At 60.1% G+C, this 26,107-nt stretch carries 27 protein-coding genes and 1 pseudogene; 11 read left to right on the top strand and 17 right to left on the bottom strand.

From position 1 onward, the window contains the following. Positions 1-1,262: MFS transporter (locus D8V06_RS11200; protein ID WP_130930976.1), on the bottom strand; the 1,262-nt coding region annotated here is incomplete at its 3' end. A gap of 266 nt (positions 1,263-1,528) precedes the next feature. After that, on the bottom strand, positions 1,529-2,317 hold the full coding sequence (locus tag D8V06_RS11190; RefSeq protein WP_056856736.1) for an SDR family oxidoreductase: 789 nt from the start codon (positions 2,315-2,317) through the stop codon (positions 1,529-1,531). Between the two features lie 155 nt (positions 2,318-2,472). Between D8V06_RS11190 and D8V06_RS11185 the strand changes: the two genes are divergently transcribed. From D8V06_RS11185 to D8V06_RS11175, 3 genes are all read left to right on the top strand, one after another. Further along, positions 2,473-3,639, top strand: a complete 1,167-nt coding sequence (locus tag D8V06_RS11185; RefSeq protein ID WP_130906528.1) for an iron-containing alcohol dehydrogenase — start codon at positions 2,473-2,475, stop codon at positions 3,637-3,639. Between the two features lie 12 nt (positions 3,640-3,651). Beyond that, complete coding sequence (locus D8V06_RS11180; RefSeq protein WP_130904978.1) at positions 3,652-3,966, top strand: NIPSNAP family protein; 315 nt, start codon at positions 3,652-3,654, stop codon at positions 3,964-3,966. A 171-nt stretch (positions 3,967-4,137) separates the two neighbouring features. Beyond that, positions 4,138-5,121 carry a cyclase family protein gene (locus tag D8V06_RS11175; protein ID WP_056856739.1) on the top strand — a complete coding sequence of 328 codons (984 nt, stop codon included), beginning with the start codon at positions 4,138-4,140 and terminating at the stop codon, positions 5,119-5,121. Here D8V06_RS11175 and D8V06_RS11170 read toward each other — a convergent pair. The 3 genes from D8V06_RS11170 to D8V06_RS11160 form a co-directional block, all read right to left on the bottom strand. Beyond that, positions 5,114-6,043 (bottom strand): LysR family transcriptional regulator, encoded by a 930-nt coding sequence (locus D8V06_RS11170; protein WP_056856740.1) that lies wholly within the window; start codon positions 6,041-6,043, stop codon positions 5,114-5,116. The two genes, D8V06_RS11175 and D8V06_RS11170, sit on opposite strands and share 8 nt — an antisense overlap. Before the next feature lie 72 nt (positions 6,044-6,115). Then, entirely contained in the window at positions 6,116-7,699 is a 1,584-nt protein-coding gene (locus D8V06_RS11165; RefSeq protein ID WP_130930974.1) for an aldehyde dehydrogenase (NADP(+)), read from the bottom strand. A gap of 158 nt (positions 7,700-7,857) precedes the next feature. Then, entirely contained in the window at positions 7,858-8,796 is a 939-nt protein-coding gene (locus tag D8V06_RS11160; RefSeq protein ID WP_056856742.1) for a cyclase family protein, read from the bottom strand. A 258-nt stretch (positions 8,797-9,054) separates the two neighbouring features. Here D8V06_RS11160 and D8V06_RS11155 point away from each other — a divergent pair, with 258 nt between their 5' ends. Further along, complete coding sequence (locus D8V06_RS11155; protein ID WP_056856743.1) at positions 9,055-10,071, top strand: helix-turn-helix domain-containing protein; 1,017 nt, start codon at positions 9,055-9,057, stop codon at positions 10,069-10,071. Between the two features lie 25 nt (positions 10,072-10,096). Here the strand turns inward: D8V06_RS11155 and D8V06_RS11150 are convergent, their stop codons facing one another. The 5 genes from D8V06_RS11150 to D8V06_RS11130 all read right to left on the bottom strand — a co-directional run bounded on the left by D8V06_RS11150 (position 10,097) and on the right by D8V06_RS11130 (position 14,695). Further along, entirely contained in the window at positions 10,097-10,744 is a 648-nt protein-coding gene (locus D8V06_RS11150) for an amino acid ABC transporter permease (RefSeq protein WP_130904982.1), read from the bottom strand. A 1-nt stretch (position 10,745) separates the two neighbouring features. After that, complete coding sequence (locus tag D8V06_RS11145; RefSeq protein WP_130904983.1) at positions 10,746-11,426, bottom strand: amino acid ABC transporter permease; 681 nt, start codon at positions 11,424-11,426, stop codon at positions 10,746-10,748. A gap of 3 nt (positions 11,427-11,429) precedes the next feature. Further along, a complete protein-coding gene (locus tag D8V06_RS11140) occupies positions 11,430-12,206 on the bottom strand; it encodes an amino acid ABC transporter ATP-binding protein (protein ID WP_130904984.1) in 777 nt (258 codons plus the stop codon). A 16-nt stretch (positions 12,207-12,222) separates the two neighbouring features. Beyond that, positions 12,223-13,188, bottom strand: a complete 966-nt coding sequence (locus D8V06_RS11135) for a transporter substrate-binding domain-containing protein (RefSeq protein ID WP_130904985.1) — start codon at positions 13,186-13,188, stop codon at positions 12,223-12,225. Between the two features lie 91 nt (positions 13,189-13,279). Further along, positions 13,280-14,695 (bottom strand): amino acid permease, encoded by a 1,416-nt coding sequence (locus tag D8V06_RS11130; RefSeq protein WP_206663182.1) that lies wholly within the window; start codon positions 14,693-14,695, stop codon positions 13,280-13,282. A 364-nt stretch (positions 14,696-15,059) separates the two neighbouring features. Between D8V06_RS11130 and D8V06_RS11125 the strand changes: the two genes are divergently transcribed. From D8V06_RS11125 to D8V06_RS11110, 4 genes are all read left to right on the top strand, one after another. Further along, positions 15,060-16,478, top strand: a complete 1,419-nt coding sequence (locus D8V06_RS11125) for a PLP-dependent aminotransferase family protein (RefSeq protein ID WP_130930972.1) — start codon at positions 15,060-15,062, stop codon at positions 16,476-16,478. A 4-nt stretch (positions 16,479-16,482) separates the two neighbouring features. After that, the gene (locus D8V06_RS11120) at positions 16,483-17,727 is read left to right on the top strand and encodes an FAD-dependent oxidoreductase (RefSeq protein WP_130906521.1); all 1,245 of its coding nucleotides are present in this window, start codon (positions 16,483-16,485) and stop codon (positions 17,725-17,727) included. Between the two features lie 28 nt (positions 17,728-17,755). Continuing rightward, positions 17,756-18,106: a RidA family protein gene (locus D8V06_RS11115; protein WP_130904989.1), complete on the top strand. Its 351-nt coding sequence runs from the start codon at positions 17,756-17,758 to the stop codon at positions 18,104-18,106. A gap of 99 nt (positions 18,107-18,205) precedes the next feature. Continuing rightward, complete coding sequence (locus tag D8V06_RS11110) at positions 18,206-18,523, top strand: DUF2388 domain-containing protein (protein WP_130904990.1); 318 nt, start codon at positions 18,206-18,208, stop codon at positions 18,521-18,523. A gap of 103 nt (positions 18,524-18,626) precedes the next feature. Here D8V06_RS11110 and D8V06_RS11105 read toward each other — a convergent pair whose 3' ends face one another. Further along, on the bottom strand, positions 18,627-19,418 hold the full coding sequence (locus tag D8V06_RS11105) for an SDR family oxidoreductase (RefSeq protein ID WP_056856745.1): 792 nt from the start codon (positions 19,416-19,418) through the stop codon (positions 18,627-18,629). Positions 19,419-19,542: 124 nt separating this feature from the next. Between D8V06_RS11105 and D8V06_RS11100 the strand changes: the two genes are divergently transcribed. Then, positions 19,543-20,490 (top strand): GlxA family transcriptional regulator, encoded by a 948-nt coding sequence (locus D8V06_RS11100; RefSeq protein WP_056856746.1) that lies wholly within the window; start codon positions 19,543-19,545, stop codon positions 20,488-20,490. Positions 20,491-20,701: 211 nt separating this feature from the next. Here D8V06_RS11100 and D8V06_RS11095 read toward each other — a convergent pair whose 3' ends face one another. The 5 genes from D8V06_RS11095 to D8V06_RS11075 all read right to left on the bottom strand — a co-directional run bounded on the left by D8V06_RS11095 (position 20,702) and on the right by D8V06_RS11075 (position 23,850). Then, positions 20,702-21,370, bottom strand: a complete 669-nt coding sequence (locus tag D8V06_RS11095) for an HAD-IA family hydrolase (protein ID WP_130930971.1) — start codon at positions 21,368-21,370, stop codon at positions 20,702-20,704. A gap of 123 nt (positions 21,371-21,493) precedes the next feature. Next, a complete protein-coding gene (locus D8V06_RS11090) occupies positions 21,494-21,901 on the bottom strand; it encodes a response regulator (RefSeq protein ID WP_056856748.1) in 408 nt (135 codons plus the stop codon). A 233-nt stretch (positions 21,902-22,134) separates the two neighbouring features. Further along, complete coding sequence (locus tag D8V06_RS11085; RefSeq protein WP_130904991.1) at positions 22,135-22,401, bottom strand: pentapeptide MXKDX repeat protein; 267 nt, start codon at positions 22,399-22,401, stop codon at positions 22,135-22,137. 49 nt (positions 22,402-22,450) lie between these two features. Then, on the bottom strand, positions 22,451-23,236 hold the full coding sequence (locus tag D8V06_RS11080; protein ID WP_130930970.1) for a molybdopterin-dependent oxidoreductase: 786 nt from the start codon (positions 23,234-23,236) through the stop codon (positions 22,451-22,453). Continuing rightward, positions 23,233-23,850: a cytochrome b/b6 domain-containing protein gene (locus D8V06_RS11075; protein ID WP_130930969.1), complete on the bottom strand. Its 618-nt coding sequence runs from the start codon at positions 23,848-23,850 to the stop codon at positions 23,233-23,235. Before D8V06_RS11075 ends, D8V06_RS11080 begins: the two co-directional genes overlap by 4 nt. 280 nt (positions 23,851-24,130) lie before the next feature. Between D8V06_RS11075 and D8V06_RS11070 the strand changes: the two genes are divergently transcribed. After that, the gene (locus tag D8V06_RS11070) at positions 24,131-25,066 is read left to right on the top strand and encodes a class I SAM-dependent methyltransferase (RefSeq protein ID WP_130930968.1); all 936 of its coding nucleotides are present in this window, start codon (positions 24,131-24,133) and stop codon (positions 25,064-25,066) included. On the opposite strand, the gene D8V06_RS11065 is transcribed toward D8V06_RS11070, so the two are convergent. Next, positions 25,063-25,854: a helix-turn-helix transcriptional regulator gene (locus D8V06_RS11065; RefSeq protein WP_130930967.1), complete on the bottom strand. Its 792-nt coding sequence runs from the start codon at positions 25,852-25,854 to the stop codon at positions 25,063-25,065. The two genes, D8V06_RS11070 and D8V06_RS11065, sit on opposite strands and share 4 nt — an antisense overlap. A 110-nt stretch (positions 25,855-25,964) precedes the next feature. Here D8V06_RS11065 and D8V06_RS30835 point away from each other — a divergent pair. Continuing rightward, positions 25,965-26,107: pseudogene (locus tag D8V06_RS30835) on the top strand (polyamine ABC transporter substrate-binding protein); the annotation flags it as partial.

Genomic DNA, 26,107 nt, shown 5'->3' with positions numbered 1-26,107 from the left:
AGCATGGCCATGACCACGAAGAAGATCAGCACCAGGAAATACGAACCGGTGAACTGCACGATCAAGCCGATCAGGATCGGCACGATCACCCCGGCCATGTTGCCGCAGAAATTCATGGTGCCGGCCAGCACACCGGTTTTCGACGTGCCGCCGAGGATCGACGGAATGCACCAGTACATGCCGCACCAGCGAATGAAAAACATCGCCACACAGAGCAGGCCAATGGCTTGAGTCGCGTCAGCGGTGTAAGCGGTGCCGAGCATGCACAGGGCCGCGACCAGCGCCGAGCCGCTGAACATGCTGCGCATCACCAGGTTCGGCGACGCGCCGCTGGATTTCCATTTATCCCCCAGGTAACCGCCAACCAGTTCGCCGACAAAACCGCACATGAAGATCAGGAAGGTCGCGCCGCCCATGCCGGAAATGTTCAGGCCGTGGGTCTGGTGCAGATAGCTCGGCATCCAGGTCAGCAGACCATAGAACACGCTGAGAATGCAGCAGTAACCGGCGAACATCGCCAGCACCGAGCGGTCCTTGAGCAGTTCCTTGAAGCCGATGCTGGTGACCGCGCCGGGCTGGCTGACCGTGGCGTTGCCCTCGGTGATGTGCTTGAGCTCAGCGGCGTTGACACCGGAGTGTTCACTGGGATGGTTGCGGATGTACTTCCAGGCCAGCACACCGGCGAGCATGGTGCCGACGCCGGCAATCACGAAGGCGATGCGCCAGGAATCGAACCAGCCTATCAGCCCGGCAATGATGATTGCGCCGAAAGCACTGCCCAAAGGCGCACCGCCGTCGACCAGCACTGCGCCGCGCCCGCGTTCGTTGGGGGTCAGCCAGGCGCCGTTGAGCTTGGCCCCGGCGGGCATGATTGGCGACTCGGCGACACCAAGACCCATGCGGGTGATCATCAGGGTGATCCAGTTGTGCGCACCGGCCGCCAGGGCCTGGAATGCACCCCAGGCAACAGTCGCGACGACGATCACACGACGGGTGTGAAAGCGGTCGAGCAGCATGCCGCCTGGAATTTGCATCAACGCGTAGGACCAGAAAAACGCACTGAGCATCAGGCCTTCAAGGGCCGGCGGGATCTGGAATTCACTGGAAATCAGCGGCAAGGCCACCGACAGCGAGGCACGGTCGATGTAGTTGATGGCGGTCAACAACAACATGATGAGGAAGATTCGCCAACGGACGTTTGTGGCGCGTTCGGTTGCGTTCGCGGCTGGCAACGCCAGGCTTTCGGCACTTGGATTGTTCATGTGGGGGCTCTTATTGTTGTGGAAACAAGCGGCCTGATGCCTGCCAGTCAACCCTCCCTGCAGGAGCGAGCCTGCTCGCGATGGCGCAGTACCAGCCAACATCAATGTTGATTGCACTTGCGCTATCGCGAGCAGGCTCACTCCTGCAGGTATTGCGTTTTGACTGACGGTTTCAGGCAAGCGGCCCCACTCTAATCACGCCCCCGCGTGCTGAATAATGATGGGATCTGATTGGGGGATCACCGAATGTCATCCCCCAGCAGCGATCAGAAAGTCCCCGGATAGCTGCCGCCGTCCAGTAACAGGTTCTGCCCGGTCAGAAAACCGGATTGCGCACCGCAAATGAATGCGCAATACGCGCCGAATTCATCAGGTTGGCCGAAGCGCTGGGCGGGAACGTTTTTGCGCCGTTGCTCGGCGACGCTTTCGACACTGGTGCCGTTGGCCTCGGCGGCGGCATTGAGGGTCTTGTGCAAGCGCTCGGTCTCGAATGGCCCGGGCAGCAGATTGTTGACGGTGACGTTGTTGCCCGCTAATCGCGCCTGACGCGCCAGCCCGGCGATAAAACCGGTGAGGCCGCTACGGGCACCGTTGGACAGCCCCAGCACATCAATCGGCGCCTTCACCGCGCCGGAGGTGATGTTGACGATGCGCCCGAAACCGCGCTCGGCCATGCCATCGACGCAGGCCTTGATCAGCTCGATGGGCGTGAGCATGTTGGCATCCAGCGCCTTGAGCCAGTCTTCGCGCTGCCAGTCGCGGAAGTCACCGGGCGGTGGGCCACCGGCGTTGTTGACCAGAATATCCACCTGCGGACAGGCCGCCAGCACTTGCGCCCGCACACCCGGCTGGCTGATGTCCCCGGCCACGGTGCGGACTTCGATGGCCGGTGCCAATTGGCGCAAGTGCACGGCCGCCGCCTGCAAGGTTTCATCTCCCCGGGCGTTGATCACCAGGTTCACGCCTTCCTTTGCCAAGGCCCGTGCACACGCCAGACCCAAGCCTTTGCTGGCGGCGCAGACAATCGCCCAGCGCCCCGAAATACCCAAATCCATGTCGATGCTCCTCGCGATTCAAAAGCCCTAAGTTACCACCGCCCAGCGGCTATCCGGGGGATGACAAAGGGTGATCGCAGTATCAAGCCTTTTCATTATCGGCTGCCCACGCGGCTGATTACTGTTGCGCAACCAACAAGAAACCGGAGACACCCATGAACCCGTTCCAGTTTTACTTCCCCACGACCTTGAAAAGCGGCAACGGCCTGGTGCGTCAGGCCGGTGCGCTGCTCAAACCCCATGTCCGAGAGAAACTGCTGGTGGTCACCGACAATGGACTGATGGCGTCGGGCGTGCTGGATGCGTTTTTTGCTTCGCTGACGGCCAGTGAAATCGCCTATGAAGTGTTTGCCGGCGTCGAACCCAACCCCACTACCGATGTGCTCGAGCGCGCCGTAGGGTTCCTGAAGAACCACGAGTGCGATGCGGTGATCGGCGTGGGTGGCGGCAGCAGCATTGACACCGCCAAGGGTGTCGCGGCCATGGCCACCAACCCCGGCAACATCCTCGACTACGAGGGCTACGACAAACTGCTGCATCCTCCGTTGCCGATTTTCGCCATCCCCACCACCTCGGGCACCGGTAGCGAATGCACGGCATCGACGGTGTTCACCAACACCCGGACCCTGTTCAAAACGGTGATCATCAGCCCCGCACTGTTCCCGAAACTGGCGATTCTCGATGCCGAACTCACCCTCAAGCTGCCGCCGTCTATCACTGCCGCCACCGGCATGGACGCCCTGACCCACGCCATCGAATCCTACGTGTCGAAGCAGGCCAACCCGATCAGCCAGGCTTTGGCGCTGCAAGCGATCAAGATGATCTGCACATACCTGCCGAAAGCGTTTTTCACAGGCTCCGACCTGCACGCCCGGGAGCAGATGTTGCTCGGTTCTTTTCTCGCCGGCGTGGCGTTCGCCCAATCGAAACTCGGCAACGTGCATGCGATCTCCCACACCTTCGGCGGCGTGTTCAACATTCCCCATGGCATCGCCAACGCCACGCTGTTGCCCTACGTCATCGAATACAACCTGCCAGCCTGCCCTGAATTGTTCCGCGAAATCGCCCTGGCCATGGGCGAAAACGTCGACGGCCTGAGCCCTGCCCGCGCCGGGCACAAAGTCGTGGAGCACGTGATGGCACTGAACAAGGCCATCGGCATTCCCGACAACATCAAGGACCTGGGCGTGGACCTGGACTACATGCCGCAAATGGTCAGCGATTCGATGCGCAGCGGCAACGTGCTGGTCAATCCACGTTTGACGACCGCTGCCGACGTCGAGCGAATCATCAGCAATGCCTTCCACGGCCTTCATACCTGAGAGACGAACAGCATGTTTTATGAAATGCGCACCTACACGATCCAAATCGGAAAAATGCAGACCTACCTCAAACACTTCGAGGACAACGGCCTGCCGGTGATCTCCCGCTACACCACGCTGGTGGGCTGGTGGTACACCGAAATCGGCGAGCTGAACCAGGTGATCCACATCTGGGCCTACGAGAGCCTGGATGAGCGCATCAAGAAACGCGCCGCGCTGTACCAGGACCCGGACTGGCTCGAAGGTTTCGTGCCGATCGCCTTCCCGATGCTGGAAAAGATGGAATCGAAACTGCTGATGCCAGCGCAGTTCTCACCGATCAAATAATCCCTGTTCGAGCTCGACAGACAATCAAACAACCCGTGGGAGCTGGCTTGCCAGCGATGAGGGAGTATCAGTCGACATCGTTGTTGTCTGACACACCGCTATCGCTGGCAAGCCAGCTCCCACAGGGGACTTTGGTGGACTGTTGAACTGCCCAAACCCAAGGACAACCCCATGTGCGACCACAACACCAACAACACCGCCGCCGACCGTTCTCCCGACATTAAAGCCCTGCTCGAAGGCCTGCCGACCAACTGGGGCAAGTGGGGCCCGGACGATGAAGTCGGCGCCCTGAACTACCTGCAAAGCGCCGAGATCCTCCGTGGCATCGCCACTGTGCGCCAAGGCAAGACCTTCACCCTGCAAGTGCAAATCGGTCACCCCAAAGGCGAGCCACTGTGGCCCGGCCGTCGTCCATCGATGCGGGTCAACGTGCTCGACAAGGGGCACTTTCTCGCGGGTAAAACTCACTTCGACGGTCACGTCGAATATGCCGACGACGTGATCTTCATGCACCTGCAAGGCTCGACCCAATACGACGCGCTGGGCCATGTCTGGCATGACAACAAACTGTGGAACGGCTACGACGCCATGAGCACCATCGGCGGCATGGACAAGGCCAGCATCCTGCCGATTGCCGAACGCGGCATCGTCGGCCGTGCGGTGTTGATCGACATGGCCCGCCATCGCGGCAAAGCGGTGCTGGACAAGGGTGAAACCTTCAATCACCACGACCTGCTGGCCGCCGCGAAAGCTCAGGGCATCGAGATCCACAAGCGCGACATCCTGATCATCCGTACTGGCTGGATCGGATCGTTTTACGCGCGCGAGCCGCAAGAGTTTTACAAGGATTTCGCCGAGCCGGGCCTGACCTTCAGCCGCGAGCTGGTGGAATGGTTTCACCAGATGGAAATCCCCAACCTGGTCACCGATACCATGGCCAACGAAGTGGCGGTCGACCCGACTTCAGGTGTGTTGATTCCGCTGCACAACGCCTTGATGCGCAACCTAGGCGTGACCTTTACCGAAGTGGCGATGCTCGATGCGCTGGCCGACGATTGCGCGGCAGACGGCCAGTGGCAGTTTCTCTACACCGCTGCACCGTTGAAAATCGTCGGTGGCACCGGGGCGCCGGTGAACCCGATCGTGATCAAGTAACCAGATCCTGCTTGAGTTCATTGATCAGCAGGGTCGCCGCCGGAGACAAATCGGCGCCGGCCCGGCTGATCACCCCATAGGGTTCGATCAGGGCGCGCAACGACACCGGCAGTTTCACCAGCAACTCGAACTGCTCGCAGAACTCGGCCACTTCCACCGGGATCACCGCGAGCAAGGTTGGATCTTGTTGCACCAGCAAAATGGTGGCGAAGGTGGACGAAGTCTCCAGTGGGTAACGGGGAATTTCCAGCCCCGCCTCATTGAGTTCACGCTCCAGGGCCTGGCGCATGGGCATGTCCTTGGGGTAGACCACCCAGCGGTAATCGCTGAGCTGCGATAATTGCAGGGATTGGGCACTGGCCAGTGGATGACGCTGGCTGGCAACCACTGCCAGGGGCTCTTCGCTGAGTTCGATGCAATCGTAAGCGTCCGAGCGCTGGCCGACGCTGGTGCGGCAGATCGCCAGGTCCAGCCGCCCCTGATCGAGCAATCCGAGCAAGGTCGCACTGGTGTTTTCCACCAGTTCAACGGACAACTCAGGTTGTTTGAGGCGCAGCTCGGTCAAGGCTCGGGTCAGCAATGGCACCGCGCCCATGATCACCCCGACCGAGAGTCGCCCACCCTGCCCCTGCATGATGCTGAGCATTTCCTCACGCAAGTGTTCGACATCGCTGTAGATCAGCCGCGCGTAGCGAATCATGCAGCGCCCCATTTCATTGGCCACAAGACCTTTGGGCTGACGCTCGAACAACGGCATTCCAAGCAACGATTCGACCTCGTGCAAGGCCTTGGTGGCGCCGGACTGGGAAATGGAGATCTGCTCGGCGGCCTTGTGCAGGGAGCCGCGATCATCCAGCGCGATCAGCAACCGCAGTTGTTTCAGACGCAGACGTGAAGCGATGCTGCCAAGGGAGGGAACCATGTCGGTAGGTGCTCGTTTCAAGGGCCGGATCCGTGAAGTGCCGCGCCGGCGAATACCGGCGCGGGCCGGTATTCAAATCAGCGAAGCCCTGCTCCACTGGCCATTGACCAGTCGATTGAGGCCCAACGGGTTATGGTTTTGCAACGCCTCGGGCAGGTACTCATCAGGATAGTTCTGGTAGCAGACCGGGCGCAGGAAGCGATCGATGGCCAGGCTGCCGACGGAGGTTCCGCGTGCATCGGAAGTCGCCGGGTACGGTCCGCCATGGACCATCGCATCGCTGACTTCGACGCCGGTCGGGTAGCCATTGAGCAGCAAGCGTCCGACCTTGTCTTCGAGCAAGGGCAACAGGTCGCTGTAGCGCTCAAGGTCCGCCGGCTCGGCGATCAGGGTGGCGGTCAGCTGACCGTGCAGGCTGTCGAGTACAGCGCGCAGTTGCTGCGAATCGTCCACCTCCACCAGCACCGTCGCCGGGCCGAAGATCTCTTCCTGCAACAACGGATCGCCCTCGAGCAACAGTTGCACATCGGCCTTGAACAACTGCGGTTGCGCCTGGCGGTCGCCTTGCGGTTGACCGGCCAGGTGATCGACCTGGGCATGCCTGTCGAGGTGTTTGAGCCCGGCACTGTAGCTGTTCAGCGCTCCGGCATTGAGCATGGTCTGGGCCGGTTGGTCGCCCATGTGCTGGGCAAAGTGTTGCTGAAACTCGCTGAACTGCGCTGAACGCAGGCCAATGATCAGACCGGGGCTGGTGCAGAATTGACCACAGCCCAGATTGACCGACGCCGTCAGCTCTGCGGCGATTTTGTCGCCCCGAGTGCTCAAGGCGTGCGGCAGCAGGATCACCGGATTGATGCTCGACATCTCGGCGAACACCGGTATCGGCTGCGGCCGCGCAGCCGCCAGATCGGACAACGCCCGGCCACCCTTCAGCGACCCGGTAAACCCCACGGCCTTGATTCCTTCGGCCTTGACCAGCGCCTGTCCGACACCGGCGCCGTAAATCATGTTGAATACCCCCGACGGCATACCCGTGCGCTGCGCCGCGCGAACGATGGCGCTGGCCACGCAATCGGCCGTTGCCATGTGCCCGCTGTGGGCCTTGAACACGACCGGGCACCCGGCGGCCAGCGCCGACGCGGTATCACCACCGGCAGTGGAAAAGGCCAAGGGGAAATTGCTGGCACCGAACACTGCGACGGGGCCGACACCGATGCGGTATTGGCGAATATCCGCTCGCGGCAGAGGTAGCCGTTCAGGCAACGCCTGATCAATCCGCGCACCGAGGAAATCCCCTCGCTTGAGCACCTGTGCAAACAGTCGCAACTGACCGCTGGTGCGGCCGCGCTCACCCCGAATCCGGCCTTCGGGCAGCGCCGTTTCCCGGCAGACCAGTGCAATGAACTCCTCGCCCAGCCCATCGATCTCGTCGGCGATCGCCTCAAGAAAATCCGCACGACGCCCCGGCGGCAATTGACGAAACGGAGCAAAGGCACGGGTGGCGGCAGCAACGGCCAGAGCGACTTCCTGCTCAGTGGCCTGATGAAAAACATAAGGCAATGCCTGACCGCTACTGGCGTCGACACTGTGCAGCGTCTCGCGGCCCAGGGCACTGCGTTGCCCATCAATGAACTGCTGGCCGAGAATATCGGACATCAAAAACTCCCTCGCCTGGTTTCGGCAGGCGAACACTCGAATTGAAGGAATGCGCCGACCGGCGCAGTGCCCACTCTAGGGGTCGGGATCAGGGGCGAACAAATGACAACAACGGGCCGGGGGATGAGCATTTGTCATCCCCCGGCCCGTCAGTCGCCTCAGCGAATCGCTACCGGGTTGATGTTGACCTGGGTCGAGCCTTTGTAGAGCGGCTGGCCGAGCACGAACATGAACGTCCAGGCCTTGTCCCGGACCAGCGCACGGCTGTCGATCAGTTCCAGGTTGTAGATGCCATTCTTGGCCAGCATGAACTGGTTGACCGGGAACTCCTGGCCATCAGTGCCGGGGTAGATTTCCGAAGCCCAGGTGTCACCACCGAAAGCGACGATCTGTTTGTCCGCCAGCCATTTCGCCGCGGCCATGCCGATGCCCGGTTCCACTGCGAGGAATTTTTCGTTGTCCTTGCCCAGCAGTTCCAGCCAACCGGTGTTGAACAGCACCACGTCACCCTTCTCGATGCTGATGCCTTGCCGGTGCAGGGCCTTCTGAATATCGGCAACGGTGAATTCGGTTTTTTCCGGCACGATGGCGCGGCCGTAGATTGCGGTCATGTCCAGCACCACACCACGGGTGACAATCGGCGGGACTTTCTCGATACCGAGTTTCTGCACCCCTTCCACGGTCACGAAGTCCGCCGCGCGATTGCCGTTGTAGTAGACGTTGTCGATGCCAATGTGGCCGATGCCGTTGAGCTGGGTGCCGACACCGGTCCAGCCCACCACCAATTCATCGTTGAAGGTGAATTTGTTCGGCCCCATGGTGGTGCCGCCCGCTTCGCCCGGCTGGACATTGGTCAGGTGGAAACTGCGGTGACGGAACGCCGGCAGGTTCTTGTCGATGGGCACGGCCAGCGGATAAGTCTTGCCTGTCTTGATCAACTTGGCAGCGTTGAGCACCGAATCGGCGTCAAGCAGGTTCAGTGCACCGATTTCATCGTTGGCACCAAACTTGGACGGATACCATTTTTCGCCCTCGGCGGCGTGGGCGGCGTTGAGGGTGAACAGGAGGGCAAATGGCAAAGCCAGGCGCTTGAGCATGTTGGAGTCCTTGTCTGTTTTTGATGGACCCCACGGTACTCAGCGGTTTTGTGCAGAAACAGCCAGCCCTCGACAATACATTTGTTCTGGATTTTCACGAGTGCTTGCATCGATATCTGCACAAACAGTCGGCAGTGCTAGAGTGGAACCGGTGGGTCAACTGACATAAAACCCTGAAATCCTGACAGTCGACCAATTGCGATAACGCTTAGAACGTTTGCGAATTATGATTATTCCATCTCGCTGATACAGAAACCTATGAACATCGCAAACCCTCCAGCCGCCCGCGAAATCCAATCCGATTCACCGCGTTTGATCGTCTTCCTCGCCTACCCCGAAATGGGCCTGCTGGACCTGACCGGCGCACAAACCGTATTTTGGGCGGCCTCGCGCTATCTCAACAGCAGCAACTTGCCGGGTTACAAACTGCAAACCGCCAGCCTCACCGGTGGCCTGATCCAGACTGCCGAAGGCCTGGCCGTCGACACTGTGCCATTGAGCGCTTTCACCGAGCACTCGATCGACACGCTGATCGTGCCTGGCGCGCCGGTGATTATCACGGCCATGAACAATTCTCTTGAGGTCGTCGAGTGGCTCAAGGTCGCCTCGACCAAGGTCAGACGCACGGCCTCGGTGTGCAGTGGCACGTTCCTGCTGGCCGAAGCCGGATTGCTCGACGGTCGTCGTGCCGCCACCCATTGGGCGATGTGCGGCATGCTCAAGGAGCGACACCCGTCGATCGAAGTCGACAACGATGCGATCTTTGTCCAGCAGGGTTCAGTCTGGACTTCTGCCGGGGTCAGTGCCGGCATCGACCTGGCCCTGGCGCTGGTCGAAGAAGATTGCGGCCGCGAACTGGCGTTGCTGGTAGCGCGGGAAATGGTGGTGTTCCTCAAGCGCCCTGGTGGTCAGGCCCAGTACAGCCAACTGCTGCAATCGCAAACCAGCGAAGGCGCCGCCTTCGACGACCTGCACCTGTGGATCACGCAAAACCTGGCCGGTGAAAACCTCACCATCGACCGGCTCGCCCAACAAGTGCAGATGAGTCCGCGCAACTTCGCCCGGGTCTACAAACTCAAGACCGGCCGCACCCCGGCCAAAGCCGTGGAAGTGCTGCGGGTCGAAGCCGCCAGGCGCCTGCTGGAAGAATCCGAGCGCAACATCGATCAGATTTCCCGACTGTGCGGCTTTGGTGACGAAGAACGCATGCGCCTGACTTTCCAGCGCAACCTGGGGGTTTCGCCACGGGACTATCGCAACCGGTTTTCGCGGTGAACGGCAGGTCAATAGCGTTTCATGCTCAATGCCGCGTCCGTCGCTCCAGCAACCGCACTCCAAGCGACAACGGATAACACAGAGCAAAGTAAATCGCCCCCACCAGAATGTAGATCTCCAGCGGCATGAAATACACCGAACTCAAATCCTGCGCCCTCAGCATCAAGTCAGGTGCCGCAATCAGTGAAGCTACGGACGTATCCTTCAACAGCGAGATCGCGACGTTGCCGATCGGTGCCAGCACGATACGGATAGCCTGGGGCAACACGACCCAACGCAATATCTTGAAGTGCGGCATGCCAATCGCTTTTGCCGCTTCCACTTGGCCCTTGGGTACCGCCTCCAGTCCCGCCCGGTAAATCTCCGCCAGGTACGCCGCCGCGTTCAGCCCCAGGCCAATCATGGCGGCCTGGAACGAACTGAAGTGGACACCGATTTCCGTCAGGCTGAAATAAACGATGAACAACTGCACCAATGCCGGGGTACCGCGAAATACCTCGATGTAAGTCAATGCCGCCCGGCGCAATGGCCGGTTCTTCGACAGTCGTGCCAGCGCTACCAGCAAGCCGACAATAAGACCAATGACCAACGCGCCAAATGCCAATTGCAGCGTAGCCCAGGCCGCCGCCAGGAACTCGACATGGGTGGCTTCCCACAGCTCGGCATAGCCCATATCAGATCTCCTTGACGACTTTGAGGCGGCGCTCGGTACGCGCCGCCCAATGGGAAAGCACCAGGCTCAACACCAGGTAGATGACCGCCAGCAGAAAGTAGATCAAATTGGTCTGGTAGGTTTCGCTGACCAGCATTCTTGCCTTGAATGTCAGTTCAGGCACTGCCGCCGCCGATGCCAGGGACGTGTCCTTGAGCAAGCCGATGGCGAAGTTGGCCATCCCGGGAATCGCGACCTTGAACGCTTGCGGCAATACGATGAGGCGCATTGCCAGCGACCGGGTCATGCCGATCGAAAACGCCGCTTCACTTTGACCGCGGTCGATGGTGCGGATACTCGACCGAAACACTTCCGACAGTATCGCCGCGCCGTTCAGGCCGAAACCGATGATCGCCGCGCCGATTGCCGGCAAGGTAATGCCGATGTAGGTCAGCCCGAAATACAGGATGAACAGTTGGGTCAGGATCGGTACGTTGCGAAAAACCTCCAGGTACACACTGGCGATCAGGCTCAGGAAGCGGCTGCGGGATAGCCGCATCAGCGCCAGGCAAAAACCCAGCAACGCCGCCACGATAAAGGCCGCCAGGGTCAGGCCCAAAGTAGTCAGGGCACCGATGCCCAGTACGTTCAGGAAGTACGGCAACATCTCGATGGTTTTGTGCAGCGCAGTTGTATCGAACATCGATCAATGCTCCTGCACGGCACGGATGAAGCAACGGGTACGTTCGACCTGACTCTCGCGGAAGATCTGCCGGGGTGGTCCCTGCTCGACTATGTTACCGTCGGCCATGAAGATCACTTGGTCGGACACGCTTTCGGCGAAGCTCATTTCATGTGTCACGATGATCATGGTCATGCCCTCTTCCGCCAGCCTGCGCATAACCCCCAGAACCTCTCCAACCAGTTCCGGGTCGAGTGCCGAGGTCGCCTCGTCGAACAGCATAAGTTTGGGTTTCATCGCCAGCGCTCGGGCGATGGCAATGCGTTGTTGCTGCCCGCCCGACAGTTGCTCGGGAAACGCATCGCGCTTGGCAAACATGCCGACTTTGTTCAGCAAGTCCTCGGCCAGTTCCACCGCTTCGGCGCGGTTGCGCTGTTGCACCTTGAGCGGGCCAAGGATGATGTTCTCCAGCACCGACAGATGCGGAAACAGATTGAAGCGCTGGAATACCATGCCGATCTCGGCGCGCATGCGTGCCAATTCCTTGTCGCTCATGGGCACTTTCCGGGTGCCCACCAGTCGTTGGCCTATGAGCTCGTTATCAATGTAAATGTCGCCCTTGGTTGGCTCTTCCAGGTAATTGACGCAGCGCAGCAAGGTGGTCTTGCCGGAGCCGCTGGGGCCGATCAGTGAGATCTTCTGGCCCTGCTGCACATTGAGGTCAATGCCCTTGAGGACATCCAGGCTACCGAAGGATTTGTGCAGCCCTTCGATTCGCACCAGCGGAGTTGATTGCGCCATGATTCACGTCCTCGACTCAGGCAAAGGCCGGACTGAAATCACGCGGAGGATGCGCGAACGGCCCGATCAAATTGCCCTTTTCGTCGCGGTCCACGCCGATGCGAGGGTTGTTGGCGGGAGGTTCGAGGTAGTCGGGGTTTTTGATCCCGTACTTGGCGAGGATCGGACGGATCTGATCCGTGGCCTTCAACCAGCGCAGCCCTTGGTTCACTCCGTCGAACAAGTCCTGGTTCTGCGGATGAACGCCCCAGATCGCTTCGAATTTAGCGGTCAGGCTGGGGAATCTTTCATCGTAAGACATGGGGACTTGTTTGAGCTTCAGGCTAGGGTCCTGAAGAATCATGTAGTCAATGGTCGGCGCATCCAGTACGGCAAAGTCCAGGCGCCCGGCGCGCACGTCACGCAGGCAGGAATCGGTGTTGTCGTAAAGTTTGACCTCCTTCACACCATCGATTTTCTTCATATCGGGGATGGTGAAATAACCGGTGATAGCGCCGATGGTGCGCCCTTTCACATCGTTGACCGTGATCGAGGTGTCGAACGGCTCACTATCGCGCATGATCACGTAGGCACCGGTGTAAAACACCGGGTCGGTCAGCAGCAGAATCTTCGAACGCATCGGGTTCCAGGCGAAGTTGCCGCCGAACCAGTCGGCACGTCCAGACCTCACCGCTTCGACCACCGCCGGGAAGCCCATGGTCAGCACATCGAGCTTGAGTTCGAGACGATCAGCAATGAGTTTGAGCAGTTCCAGATCGGTGCCAATCGGCACGCCTTCGCGTAGCGCACCGAGGGGCATGTCGCCCAGACATGCGGCGGTGAGATAACCGGGACGCACGGTCTTGATAGGTTTGTCGGCCGCCGATGCAAACGACATCGGACCCATCGCGCAGCCCAAAGCAGCCGCCAATGAACCGTAGCCGGTTGCTTTAAGCAAACTGCGACGGGAGAAACCCTGGGTATCAAACTTGAAGTCGGACATAGATCACCTATATAGAGGCAAATTTTATTGTTTTTGACCGTTACAAGCCTTGTTGCTCAATCGCCGTCCGTGGCTGATTGCTCCCTGTGATTCATGACTGGGTCGGTACCCTTGCGAGGATGTCGATGGCATTGACGTGAGGTTGGCGGGCTTGCTGCCGCAGGCGCCTGAGGATCAGGTAAGCGGCAGATACCACAGCGAGGCTGACAAGGCTGGCGAGGAACTGTGTACGCAAGGATTCCTGAAACGCCATGGCGGCCAAAACACCCGCAATCACTGCCACCACAGCATAGGACAGCCATGGAAACAGCCACATCTTGAGGGTCAGTCGCGCCGGTGCCGTGGCCTCGACCTGACGCCGCACCCTGATCTGCGCCAACGCCACCGCCAGGTAGACAAACAGCATTACTGCGCCGGAAGCGTTGACCAGAAAAAGGAACACGCCTTGCGGAGAAATGATCGCTGCCATGATGGCGATGTATCCGATCACACTGCTCAACAGCACTGCCGCCCGGGGCACTTTCCGACCGGTCAGGACTGAAAGTTTTGCTGGCGCATCACCACGCTGGCTGAGGCCGAACAGAATCCGCGAAGACACATAAAGCCCGGAGTTCAGTGCCGACAGCACAGCCACCAGCACCACCGCCTGCATGATCATCCCCGCGCCGGGAATGCGCATCACCTCCAGTGCAGCCACGAAGGGTGAATGGCCGGCGACGATCTGACCCCAAGGCACCACGCAGACAATCAGGAAAATCGAGCCGACATAAAAGGTGATGACGCGGAAGATCACCGAACGGGTCATATTCGCCACGTTCTTCGACGGGTCGTCGGACTCGGCGGCGGCAATCGTTGCGATCTCGGCGCCGCCGACGGCGAAAATCACTGTCGGCACTCCCGCCAGAATCGCACTCACACCATAAGGCATGAAGCCACGATCATTCACCAGGTTACCCAGCAGGTCGCTGGTGCTCGGTGCAAAACCGAACAGGTAAGCGCCGACAACAAAGATGAAGACGATGATCGCGAAAACCTTCAATGAAGCGAACCAATACTCGAACTCGCCATAGGATTTGACCGACAGGCAATTGATGGCGGTCATGATCGCCAACAGGCTCAGCCCGATCACCCACGCGGGCAGTGGTATCCACTGTTCCAGGATGTTGGCACCGACCACCGCTTCGACCGCAACCACGATCACCCAAAAGTACCAGTACAACCAGCCACTGGTGAACCCGACCCAATTGCCCAGGCCTATCCGGGCGTACTCGGTAAAAGAACCGACACCGGGCAAAGCAACGGCCATTTCCCCAAGCATGCGCATCACCAGCATCACCACGATGCCGGCAGCGAGATAACTGAGAAACGCGGCGGGTCCGATCGCCTGAATCGTTGCACTGCTGCCGACAAACAAACCGGCGCCGATGATGCCGCCCAGGGAAATCATGGTGATGTGGCGCTGGCGCAAGGCGCCACTGAGGCGCTGCTGGCCCGAATTTGAGTTCATTGACTGAGCGTTTTTCATTGGATGACCTCCGCGGCTCGGTAGGGGGTCGATCGACCGGATAAATTCTTCGAAGACTTTGCGCGAGGGGGACAACACACCGGATACTCTGTGCAGCCCGATGTCAGGCACGAGTGTCGATGTAGGTGGGACGCCAGGAGCAATCCCGGCTGGAACGTTTCGATAGTCATGTGCGTACCCATTGAACTGCGCATGGCAGCATTTTCTTATTGTGTTGCATGACAAGCATTACAATACACACACTAATCACGGATTTTTAGCTTGTCAATGGGCCTTGTATCGGATAAAAAGCAATACAAACTTGCTCATTGTCCTGCTTAGAGCATGACAACAGGGATAAAGCACCATGAGTCAATTCGAACAACTGCTGGATGAACTCAAGGCCAGTGCGGCGTTGCAGCGTGATAAAGCGGAAACCCTTTACGCGCAACTGGCCGATTCACTGGCCGAAGCGATAGGCAACGGCAAGCTCAAACCCGGGGAGCGCCTGCCGCCGCATCGCGACTTCGCGAGTGCACTGGGGGTGAACATCACCACGGTGACCAAAGCCATGGCTGTGTTGCAGCAAAAAGGCCTGGTAGAAAGCCGCCCGGGGCGTGGCACCCAAGTCGCGCAACCACGCCATCCGGCAGCGCAATTTCAGTCGGCACCCAGCAATGATCCGGGCACCATCGACCTGAGTGTCAATCGCCCGGCAACCGGTGGTTTCAACAGGGTATTGGCGCAATTACTGCCGCGACTTTCCAGCGACCCGCGCTTTGGCGACATGAAGGACTATCACCCGTCCGAGGGGCCGTTGTGGGCTCGCGAAGCTGCGGCCCAATGGCTACGCCACACCGGCGTCGAGGCCCAGGCTTCGCAGATGTTGATCGTCGATGGCGCGCAACATGGCATCGCCAGTACCTTGCGCAGCTTGACCAACAGTGGCGATACCGTGCTGGCCGACAGCGTGACCTATCAAGGCATCAATGCCTTGTGCCGTTCGCTGGGGCTGATTCTGGTTGGGGTCGACGCCGATGAACGCGGCATGTCCCCCGAAGCCCTGCGCCAGGCCTGCACTGAACATCAACCGCGACTGTTGTTTCTGGTGCCGTCGATTCACAACCCGACCGCCATTACCCTGGATACCGAGCGCCGGGCAGAACTGGCGAGCGTGATCCGCGAAACCAGCCTGCTGGTTATCGAAGACGATGTTTATCGCCCGCTGCTCGATCAGTCACCAGCACCTTTCGCGGCGCTGATGCCGGAGCGCACGATCTACATTTCGGCTCTGTCCAAATGCATCGCCCCGGGATTGCGCATGGGCTTTGTCATGGCCCCGATGTCGCTGGTGCAGGACATCGCAGCCATGCAACGTATCGACTGCTGGAGCACATCGCCACTCAGTGCACTGATCGCCACTCGGCTGATCGAGGACGGGCATGCTGAGCAACTGGTTTGCGAACAGCGCGAAGAGTTGCGACTGCGCCAGGCGCTGCTCGCCACGCACTTCGAAGGCCTGGAATTCCAGCACAGCGCCACCGGCACCCACGCCTGGCTAGTGCTGCCGGAACCCTGGACCGGCTCGCGATTCGCCCGCCTGTGCCAGGACCGTGGGGTGGTGGTGCTGGCCGGCGGCGCCTTCACTTTGCGTCCGGAACTTTCACCGCAAGCGGTGCGCATCAATATCTCTGCAGCCCTGTCACGGGAGCAGCTGACCAAAGCCTTGACTGTCATCAGCCAACTGGCGCGTCAGGGCCACCTTCACATGCACAACCGGATCTGAGGACATGACACAACCCGTTCATTGCGAAATCGCCGTTGTCGGTGCCGGCGTCGTCGGGGTTGCCACGGCACTCTGGCTGCGACGCCAGGGTTATCAGGTTGCCTTGCTGGAGCGCGATGCGGTTGCCAGCGGCGCGTCCTACGGCAATGCCGGCACCCTGGCACCGTATGGTGTGATGCCGATTGCCCAGCCGTCGCTGCTGAAGGCAATTCCATCGTTGCTGTTCTCGAAGGAATCCCCCTTCGTCATCAACTGGGCACGCTTGCCACAGTTGATGCCATGGCTGCTGCGCTTTCTCAATGAGTGTCGTACCTCGCGCTGCGAAACCAACACCCAGGCACTGAGCAACATTCTCCAGCACACCTATAGCGGCTATGCGCCGCTGCTGGCAGACGCACCGCTGGCCGATCAGCATTTGCGTCACAATGGCTGCATCTATGCCTACGGCACCGAGCAAGGCTTGGCCGGCGCGCAAGCGGCCATCGAACTACGCCGCTCTCTGGGCATTGCACAGCAAGTGTTGAACGCAGCGGACATCGAACAACTGGAACCTGCGATGGCAGGCAAAGCGATCGGAGGCATTCTGTTTCCCGAGTCCTCGCACATGGATGACCCTCGAGCCTTCATCGAAGCGCTGGCCGCGCCACTGGTCGCCGCAGGCGCGCTACACCAGGCAACGATCACAACGGTGCAACGCAAGAGTGACGGCCTGTACCTGGGCAGTTCCGAAGGGAAAAGTTGGCGAGCCGACCGCGTCGTGCTGTGTGGCGGCGCCTGGTCAGCGGCGTTGGCACGCCAGGTGGGCGATCACATTCCGCTGGATACCGAACGCGGCTATCACATCGAATTCGATCTGCAAGACACCCTGCTCAACCGCCCTGTTTGCCCGGTGGAAAGCGCGTTTTACATGACACCCATGGCAGGTCGGCTGAGGGTTGCGGGCACAGTGGAACTTGGCTCGATCAACGACCCGGCGAATCCAAAACGCTTCGACTACCTGGAGCGACACGTACGCCGTGTCATGGGCCTGACCCAACCGGTCGCTCGCAGGTGGCTGGGGTTCCGACCTTCCCTCCCCGACTCGTTGCCAGTCATCGGCCCATCACCGAACGAACCGCGCTTGATCTACGCCTTCGGTCACCAGCACCTGGGCCTGACCCTGGCCGGAGCCACTGGCCAACTGGTCGCCGACTGCATCGCCGGCAAGACGCCACCATGGCTGGACAGTTTTTCCGTTCAACGCTTCTGAGCAACACTTTTCGACAGGAGAACCAAGGATGCAAACCATCGAGCGCAAACAGACCAGCCAACGCATGAGCCAAATCGTCATCCACGGCAATACCGTGTACCTGGCTGGGCAAGTCGGCGAACCCCATCACGACGTTGCCGGCCAGACCCGTGATGCGCTGGCGCGAGTAGATGCACTGCTCGAGCAGGCTGGGTCGTCGAGGCAACAACTGTTGCAGACCACCATCTGGCTTGCCGACATGGCGGATTTCGCGGCGATGAACACCGTGTGGGACGCTTGGGTCCCGGCCGGGCATGCCCCGGCCCGTGCGTGCGGCGAGGTAAAACTGGCTGATCCTAGCCTGCTGGTCGAAGTGATTGTCTGCGCGGCCAAGGGCTGAAATTCAACTCAAAGCGCATCGACGGGGAACTCTCGGCGGCCGTCGTGCATCCTAAATGGTGAGGTATTTCCTTTTTATGCAGGCTTTGAGGACTCCGTCATGCGCCGTCTGATTATCATTTCTTCCCTTGTACTGTGCTTACCGTTCGGCTCTGCCATGGCCAAAGTGGATGCAGGTGATGTTGCCACTTCGGCCGGTGTTTCCGCTTCGCTGTACTCGACGTTCAAGGATGACAAAATGATGATTCCCGCCCGTGACGACGCGTCCAGCTTCGTCGCCAGTGGCGGTGCGATTCGTGGCGTTTATCTGGAGCAGGTGTTGCAGCGGATCCGCCAGGAAAACCCCGGTCTCAATGCCAGCGATGAAGACTTGGCGCGAGCCATTCTTGTCCAGCAAGGCGTTGCTGCCGATCACTGAAGACGACCAACCTCAGCGGTGGGGCTCGTGACACCCGGATTGCGTTTCCAGCCCTGCCTTGCTGTCGGTTGACCGCCACCTGCTCCACTTGAACGGGCAGTGATCAGCGATAGCGCGGCGCCGATTCTGAATTTCCGAACAGCCCGCTCAACACCTGGCGTTGAGTTTCATGACGGTCCCACTGCGCCCCGTCGTGCAGGCCCGGGATGGTCACCACTTCTCCATTCGCCAACCCAACCAGTGCTGCATCAACCATGTCCTCGGCAGACATGACGATTTCCTGCGGCAGGTTTTCCACCGGGTTGCCCGCTTCACTCCAGAACTCGGTTGCGGTGGCGCCCGGCAGCACGGCCTGGATGCGCACGCCTTTGTCGGCCAGTTCCCGATGCATCGACTGGCTCAAACCCAGCACAAACGCCTTGGTCCCGCCGTAAACGCCATTGAGAATTTCCGGAGCGATGGCAACGATCGAAGAAATGTTGATCACGGTGCCGGTGCCGCGCGCGACGAAGCCAGGCACCACGGCATAAGCCAGGCGCATCAACGCGGTGACATTGAGGGAGATCATGTCTTCCATCTCATCCACCGGGCTGGCGAGCAGCGGCATGACCGCGCCGACGCCGGCATTGTTGACCAGCAAGGTGATGCTGGCATCGTTGCGCAGGATGTCTTCTACCCGTCGCACATCGGCCTTGTCCTTGAGGTCGGCGGCGACCACTTCCACGGTGCGACCGGTCTGGTCGCTCAAATGCCGGGCCAGGGCGTTGAGTTTGCCCTGGCTACGGGCCACCAGAATCAAGTCATAACCCTGGCGAGCGAGGCGGTCGGCGTACACAGCGCCAATGCCCGACGATGCACCGGTGATCAATGCAGTACCTTTGGATGAGAGCGCCATAATCGGTTTCCTTCACGGTTGGGCGAGACGTTCGCCGGTTGTGTACCGTTATAAATCCGCTCGCCGGTGTCGCAAATGACGTTTAAAGTACGTTTTTCGGACATCGCCGTTTGAGGGCAGATCAATGATTACCGTGGCGTTTGTGGTTTTCGACGGCTTCCAGTCCATGGCGCTGGCGGCGATGCCGGTGTTCGAATACGCCAACTTCAGCGCTGGCGAAACGCTGTACGACGTGCGTGTGCTGTCCGAAGGGGGTCGCTTGTTGCGGGCCTCCGGCGGCTTGTGTGTCGGCACCGAGGCATTCGATGAGCGTGTGTTCGATACGGTGATCGTGGTCGGAGGCGATGCGATTCTCGAACAGGCGCCCGAAGCGGTGCTCGATTACCTGCGGGCTGGCGTCAAGACCGCGCGACGCACGGCGTCGATCTGTTCCGGGGCTTTCGTCCTGGCCCAGGCCGGTTTGCTGGAGGGAAAGCGGGCAACCACTCATTGGGCCTATGCGCGACAACTGCAAGAGCGTTTTGCGGGGATCAACGTCGAGGCTGACCGGATCTACGTGATCGACGGTTCGATCTGGACTTCAGCCGGCATGACCGCCGGTATCGACCTGGCGCTGGCCATGGTCGAAAAAGATCACGGCGCCGACCTCGCCCGTTCAGTGGCGCAAAAACTGGTGATGTACCACCGTCGCGCGGGTGGCCAGTCGCAACATTCGGCGCTGCTGGAACTGGAGCCGAAATCCGATCGCATTCAGAGCGTGTTGACCTATGCCCGGGAACACCTCGACCAAGTGCTTTCGGTAGAGCAACTGGCGGAGGTGGCACGCCTGAGCCCACGGCAGTTCAGCCGGGCATTTCGCGCGGAAACCGGCCAGTCACCGGCCAAGGCCATCGAAAACCTGCGCCTGGAAACGGCACGGCAGATGCTCGAACGCGGGCGCCTGAGCCTTGACCAGATCGCCCTGGCAACCGGCTTCAGCGACCGCCGCCGCATGCGCGAAGCGTTCTTGCGAACATTCGGGCAGCCGCCGCAGGTGATACGGCGCAGCGCGCGATCCGAGATGTCAATGTAGGAGCGAACCGCCGACCGGCGTCAATCCTGGCGGCCGCCATCGCTGGCAAGCCAGCTCCCACAGGGGCTTTATGCCAAGCACAAAAACTGCGGAGACTTCAAATACTGTGGGAGCGTGGCTTGCCCGCGATGACGTCGGCACATTCACCATCCACGCTGCCTGACACACCACCATCGCTGGCAAGCCAGCTCCCACAGGGGTCTGATGTCGATTACAAAGGCTGTAAGCGAATCAAATTGTCGGCGCTTGCCTGCGCCACAACCAAATCATAATCAGCTAACGTCGCATGATCCGTTTCGATCGGCACGTCATGCGTCGCCGTCACAATCAACAAACCCGCCCCCGACGCCTGCGCGGCGAGGATCCCCACCGTGGCATCTTCGAACACCAGGCATTGAGTGATGTCCACCCCCAGTCGTGTCGCCGCGAGTCGATAACCGCTCGGGTCGGGTTTGCCGAGGCTGACGTCTTCGGCGGTGATCATCACGTCCGGCTCGGGAATCCCTGCCGCTGCCATTCGCCGCAAGGCAAGCGTCCTCGGCGCCGAGGTGACGATGGCCCATTGATGAGCCGGCAGCGATTTGAGGAACGCCGCTGCGCCAGGCACCTCGGCAACCCCTTCGACATCGTCGATTTCCGCCTGGGTGATCCACGCCGCTTCAGCCTCGGCATCCACACCGGGCAATCCCAGACGTGTGATGGTGTCGATGGCTCGGGCACCGTGAATGGTCGGCAGGAAGGTTTCGACATCGACACCGTGGCGCAAGGCCCAAGTGGTCCAGACGCGTTCAGCGGCGGCAATCGAGGTGAGGATGGTGCCGTCCATGTCGAACAGGAAGGCACGGTAAGGGACGTTGAAAACAGACGTGGGCACGGGCAAAGGGTCCTTCCTATCTCAGCGGACATTTGCGCCAATTTACACGATCCCCACAGGAACTGGCGCAGGCTGCGATCTTTTGATCCTGAAAAAGCAGAATCAAAAGATCGCAGCCTGCCCCAGCCCCTACAAGGCAGGGCGTGATTTCAAGGCCCCTTGCACACAATCGAGCAGTTGCCCCAACGCCCAGGGTTTCTTGATGAATGTCACCTCATGCCGGACGCCGGAGCTTTCCGGGGTTTCATAGCCGGACATGATCATGATCGGTTTGTCTGGCCAGCGATCGCCAAACTGATTGGCCAGGTCTGCACCATTGAGTTTGCCGGGCATGGTGATGTCCGTGAGCAACAACCTGACCTGCGCGGCATGCTGCTCCAGATACGCCGCAGCCGCATCGGCACTGATCTGCGGTTCCACCACAAAGCCTTCGTCCTGCAGAATTTCGCAGAGAAATTCCAGGATCAACGGGTCGTCCTCAACCACCAGGATCAACCCCTCAGGAAGATATCCGCCCGCTGTCGTTACTCGACTCATGACCTTGCTGCTCCCTGATTGCACCTATGATTTCGCGGGCTTGAATCCGCTACCTACAAGTAGGAGCAGCGGACTCGGCGGAAATTCATTTTTGATACAGTCAGGCGACGAATTCATGCTTCCTGCAGGCGCTGAGCCCGCTCGCGATGGCGCTGTGTCAGCCATTACAGGTTGACTGATACACCGCCATCGCGAGCAAGCTCAGCTCCTACAGGGGCACGGGATTTTTGGGATTACTGTGACATGGCGTCCTTTTTCATGGCGTCTTTGGACATGGCGTCTTTTTTCATGCCGTCCTTGCTCATGGAATCCCTGGACATCGTGTCTTTCTTCATCGCGTCCTTGGACATCGAATCTTTCTTCATCGCGTCTTTGGACATTGCATCCTTGGACATCGAATCCTTGCTCATGCTGTCTTTGCTCATGGTGTCAGCAGCAAAAACACTGGCGGCGCCGACGGCCAGGCACAAAGACAGAACAACGGTGGTCAGCTTTTTCATGATGAAACTCCTTGAAGCACAGGTTTGATGGGTAGGTTGCGGGGGTTCATCAGCTGCCACCGAACCAGTTGTAGCCCTGGTCTTCCCAGTAGCCGCCGCTGTAGGTGTTGCTGACGAAAATCGCCTGAATGTGTTTGGGGTTCTTGTAGCCAAGCTTGGTGGGCATGCGCAGCTTCATCGGGAAGCCGTATTCACGCGGCAGCACCGCGCCGTCGTACGTCAGCGCCAACAGGGTTTGCGCATGCAGTGCGGTGGCCATGTCGATGCTGGTGTAGTAGTCGTCGGCGCATTTGAAGCCGACGTATTTGGCGTCGGTGTCGGCGCCGATGCGCTTGAGGAAGTCGCTGAAGCGTACGCCACCCCAACGGCCGATCGCGCTCCAGCCTTCAACGCAGATGTGCCGGGTGATCTGCTCGGTCTGGGCCATGGCGCGCAGCTCTTCGAGGCGCCAGCTGCGCTTGTCGGCGACCCGTCCGGTGACTTCCAGACGATAGCTCTCCTCCTCCACCGTCGGTGCTTCGTCGATGCCGTAGAACGCATTGAACGGAAATGGCCGGGTGATCATCGACGCCGGATAGGTCGGGGCCATGGCGTTGGGGTTGAACAGCCAGCCCTGCACCCGGTCGTTGAAGCGCGACATCGATGACAACGCCGTCTCGACGCCGTCGTTGTCGGTGATGTTGCAACCCGACAACATCGCCACGCCACCAAGGGTCAGGCCACGCAAGAGGAATGAGCGACGCGAGCGGTCTTCGATCTGTGGCGCGAGGATCTTGCGGGCATCCGTGAGGATCGAAGCCTCATCCAGCCCGGGGACCTGAATACGCTTTTTCATACGTGCTCCTTGCGGCCAACGATCATGGCGAACAGCGTTTTAGGTACCAGCGCGACCATCACCAGATGCACCGCAACGAATGCCACTAACAGCGCCATGGCGAAGAAATGCACACGGCGCGCCCCTTCGTAACCCCACAGCAATTCACGCAGCAACGGGAACTGCACCGACTTCCACAACACCAACCCGGAGAGCACCAGCAGGGTGATGTCGATAATCACGAACAAATACGCAAACCGTTGCACCTGGTTGTAATGACTGAGGTCGGCATGCCCGAGTTTTCCGCGCAATGCCGCCGACAAGTCGTGCAGCACGCCTTTGGGCGAAACCGGGAAAAAGCGCCGTTTCAAGCGACCACTGAAGACATTGATGAGCAGGTAGACGAGGCCGTTGATCGCCAGGAACCACATCGCCGCGAAGTGCCACTGAAGCGCCCCACCGAGCCAGCCGCCCAGGGTGATCGACGTGGGAAAACTGAAATCGTAGAGCGGCGAGGCGTTGTAGATGCGCCAACCACTGGTGACCATCACCAACACCGCCAGGGCATTGAGCCAATGGGTCAGGCGCAGCCAGCGTGGATGACTGGCCTTGGGTGAGGCAGATGACTGCGACATGTCCGGCTCCGATGTGGTTGTTCGTTGGAGCCGAGTATGGGAGCCGGAAGATCGCCAAATCCTCACGCAAAGTTAAATTTAATGTGATAACTGCTCACTCACAGCCACCCAAAACCCTGTAGGAGCGAGCCTGCTCGCGATGGCATCAAGTCAGCCGACATTGATGTTGAATCTGAAACCGTTATCGCGAGCAGGCTCGCTCCTACAGGGGGCGGTGGTAGCCCGCCGAACGCGCAACTATGGTTAAATGCCGCCCCCCGCAACTTGCCGACCCAGACCCATGAACGCAGACGCCCTCTCCATCCTCCACGACCACTTGCTGACGGCACTGGCCACGCCTCCCGCCGAAACCCGGCGGCTGTTCCACGGCCGTGGCCGCTGCTGGCCGGGGCTGGAGCAAGTGACCGTGGACTGGCTGCAAGGCGTGGTGCTGGTGGCACTGTTCAAGGAGCCGGAAGCGGCGCAACTGGAGGACTTGAAGCAACGGCTGATGGCAATCACCCAATCACCGCAGTGGACACAATCCGGCGCGCACACGTTGTTGCTGCAGCACCGCTACCTGCTGCAAAGCACCACCGAATGGCTACTGGGCGATGTCATCGAAGAAATGACCATCACCGAAGGTGGCTTGAAGTACCGGGTGGACCTGGGCCGCAAGCAGAACACCGGGCTGTTCCTCGACATGCGCTATGGCCGCGATTGGGTACGGGCCAATGCCGGCGGCAAACGCATACTGAACCTGTTCGCCTACACTTGCGGCTTCTCGGTGGCGGCCATCGAAGGCGGTGCGACGCACGTGGTCAACCTCGACATGTCCAGCCCGGCGCTGAGCCGTGGCCGCGACAATCACCGGCTCAATGGCCATGACCTGAGCCAGGTGACGTTCCTCGGCCACGACCTGTTCAAGTCCTGGGGCAAGGTGATCGGCAAAGGCCCGTACGACCTGGTGATCATCGACCCGCCGTCGTTCCAGAAAGGCAGTTTCCTGCTGACCAAGGATTATCAGCGGGTGCTGCGCCGATTGCCGGAACTGCTGACTGAAAACGGCACGGTGCTGGCCTGCATGAACGACCCGGCATTCGGTGCCGATTTCCTCATCGACGGCGTGACGCGCGAGGCGCCGAGCCTGCGCTTTGAACAACGCCTGGAGAACCCGCCGGAGTTTCCCGATGCGGATGTTGAGGCAGGTTTGAAGGCGTTGGTATTCCGAGTTTAAGACCGGGTTGGCCCTGTTTGTGGTTGCAGCACCAACGCAAACAACTCCCCATGCCCGTTCACATTGAGCTTGTGATAAAGGTTGCGCCGATGCACCTTCACTGTCTCGGGTGAAATGCCCATCTGCTGGGCGATGGCCTTGCTGGAGAAGCCCTGGAGGATCAGCCGCGCGGTTTCGACTTCGCGCACTGACAAGCGTGCATCGAAGCGATCGAGCAGCGTTGCCAGATCTCCGGCCACGGCCTCGGCGACTGGTCCTTCCGGCGGCAGCAATCGCAGGTGTCGGCGCATGGCGGCCAGCACCCAGTCGCGCACGCACAACAGACGGCCCTGCTCTTCGAGGCTGAAGCGTGTCGAGCGCCCGAGAGAAAGGCCCAGCACCGCGCCATCGACGTTGACCATGAACTGCAACTCGTCGCCGCCAACCACCGAGCGGAAGTAGCTCAAGTAATACTCGCTGTGCTGGAACTGGTCCGGGGCCACCGATTCGAGGCTGTGCAAGCCGTCGGCAATGCCGGCACAGGCCGCTTGATAGAACGGGTCGAGCAAGTACATGCCGGCGCTGTAATCTGCCAGGTCTTCGTGCTCCTCGCCGCTGCCTTTGGCGTCGAAATCAATGAGCAGGCGCGGTACCCGACCCGGCCTCATCACCGCGACCAGGGCGTTGTCCAGCGGCACCAGCAGGCGCAGGGTGTCGACCAGCGCACGCCAGAACCCTTCCTCGCCCAACGTGGCAAACACACGCGCCAGCCCTTGGTGCAGCGGCAACTCTTTCAACAACGCGTCCACGCCCTACCCCTTTCGAGTAACCCATGATGGGAATGGGTAACGGCCACCCCGGTCGATACGCTGCAAGCTCCTGAATAACACCGGCCGCAGCAGGCCAGGAGTGCCGCATCATGAGTGGTCACCGCTCGTATTTCAATCTGGGCCTGGGCGCCTGCCTGGCGGCCTCGCTGTCGGCGGTTGCTGCCGAAGTCCCGACCGTCCACGTGTACAACTGGTACGACTACATCGGGCCCGATACCCTGCAAGACTTCAA

The organism is Pseudomonas sp. Sample_24 (assembly GCF_004307605.1).
In the GTDB taxonomy this organism is placed as follows: domain Bacteria; phylum Pseudomonadota; class Gammaproteobacteria; order Pseudomonadales; family Pseudomonadaceae; genus Aquipseudomonas.
Note: the sequence above shows the minus strand (reverse complement) of the source record. Positions and strands in the feature narration are given on the sequence as shown.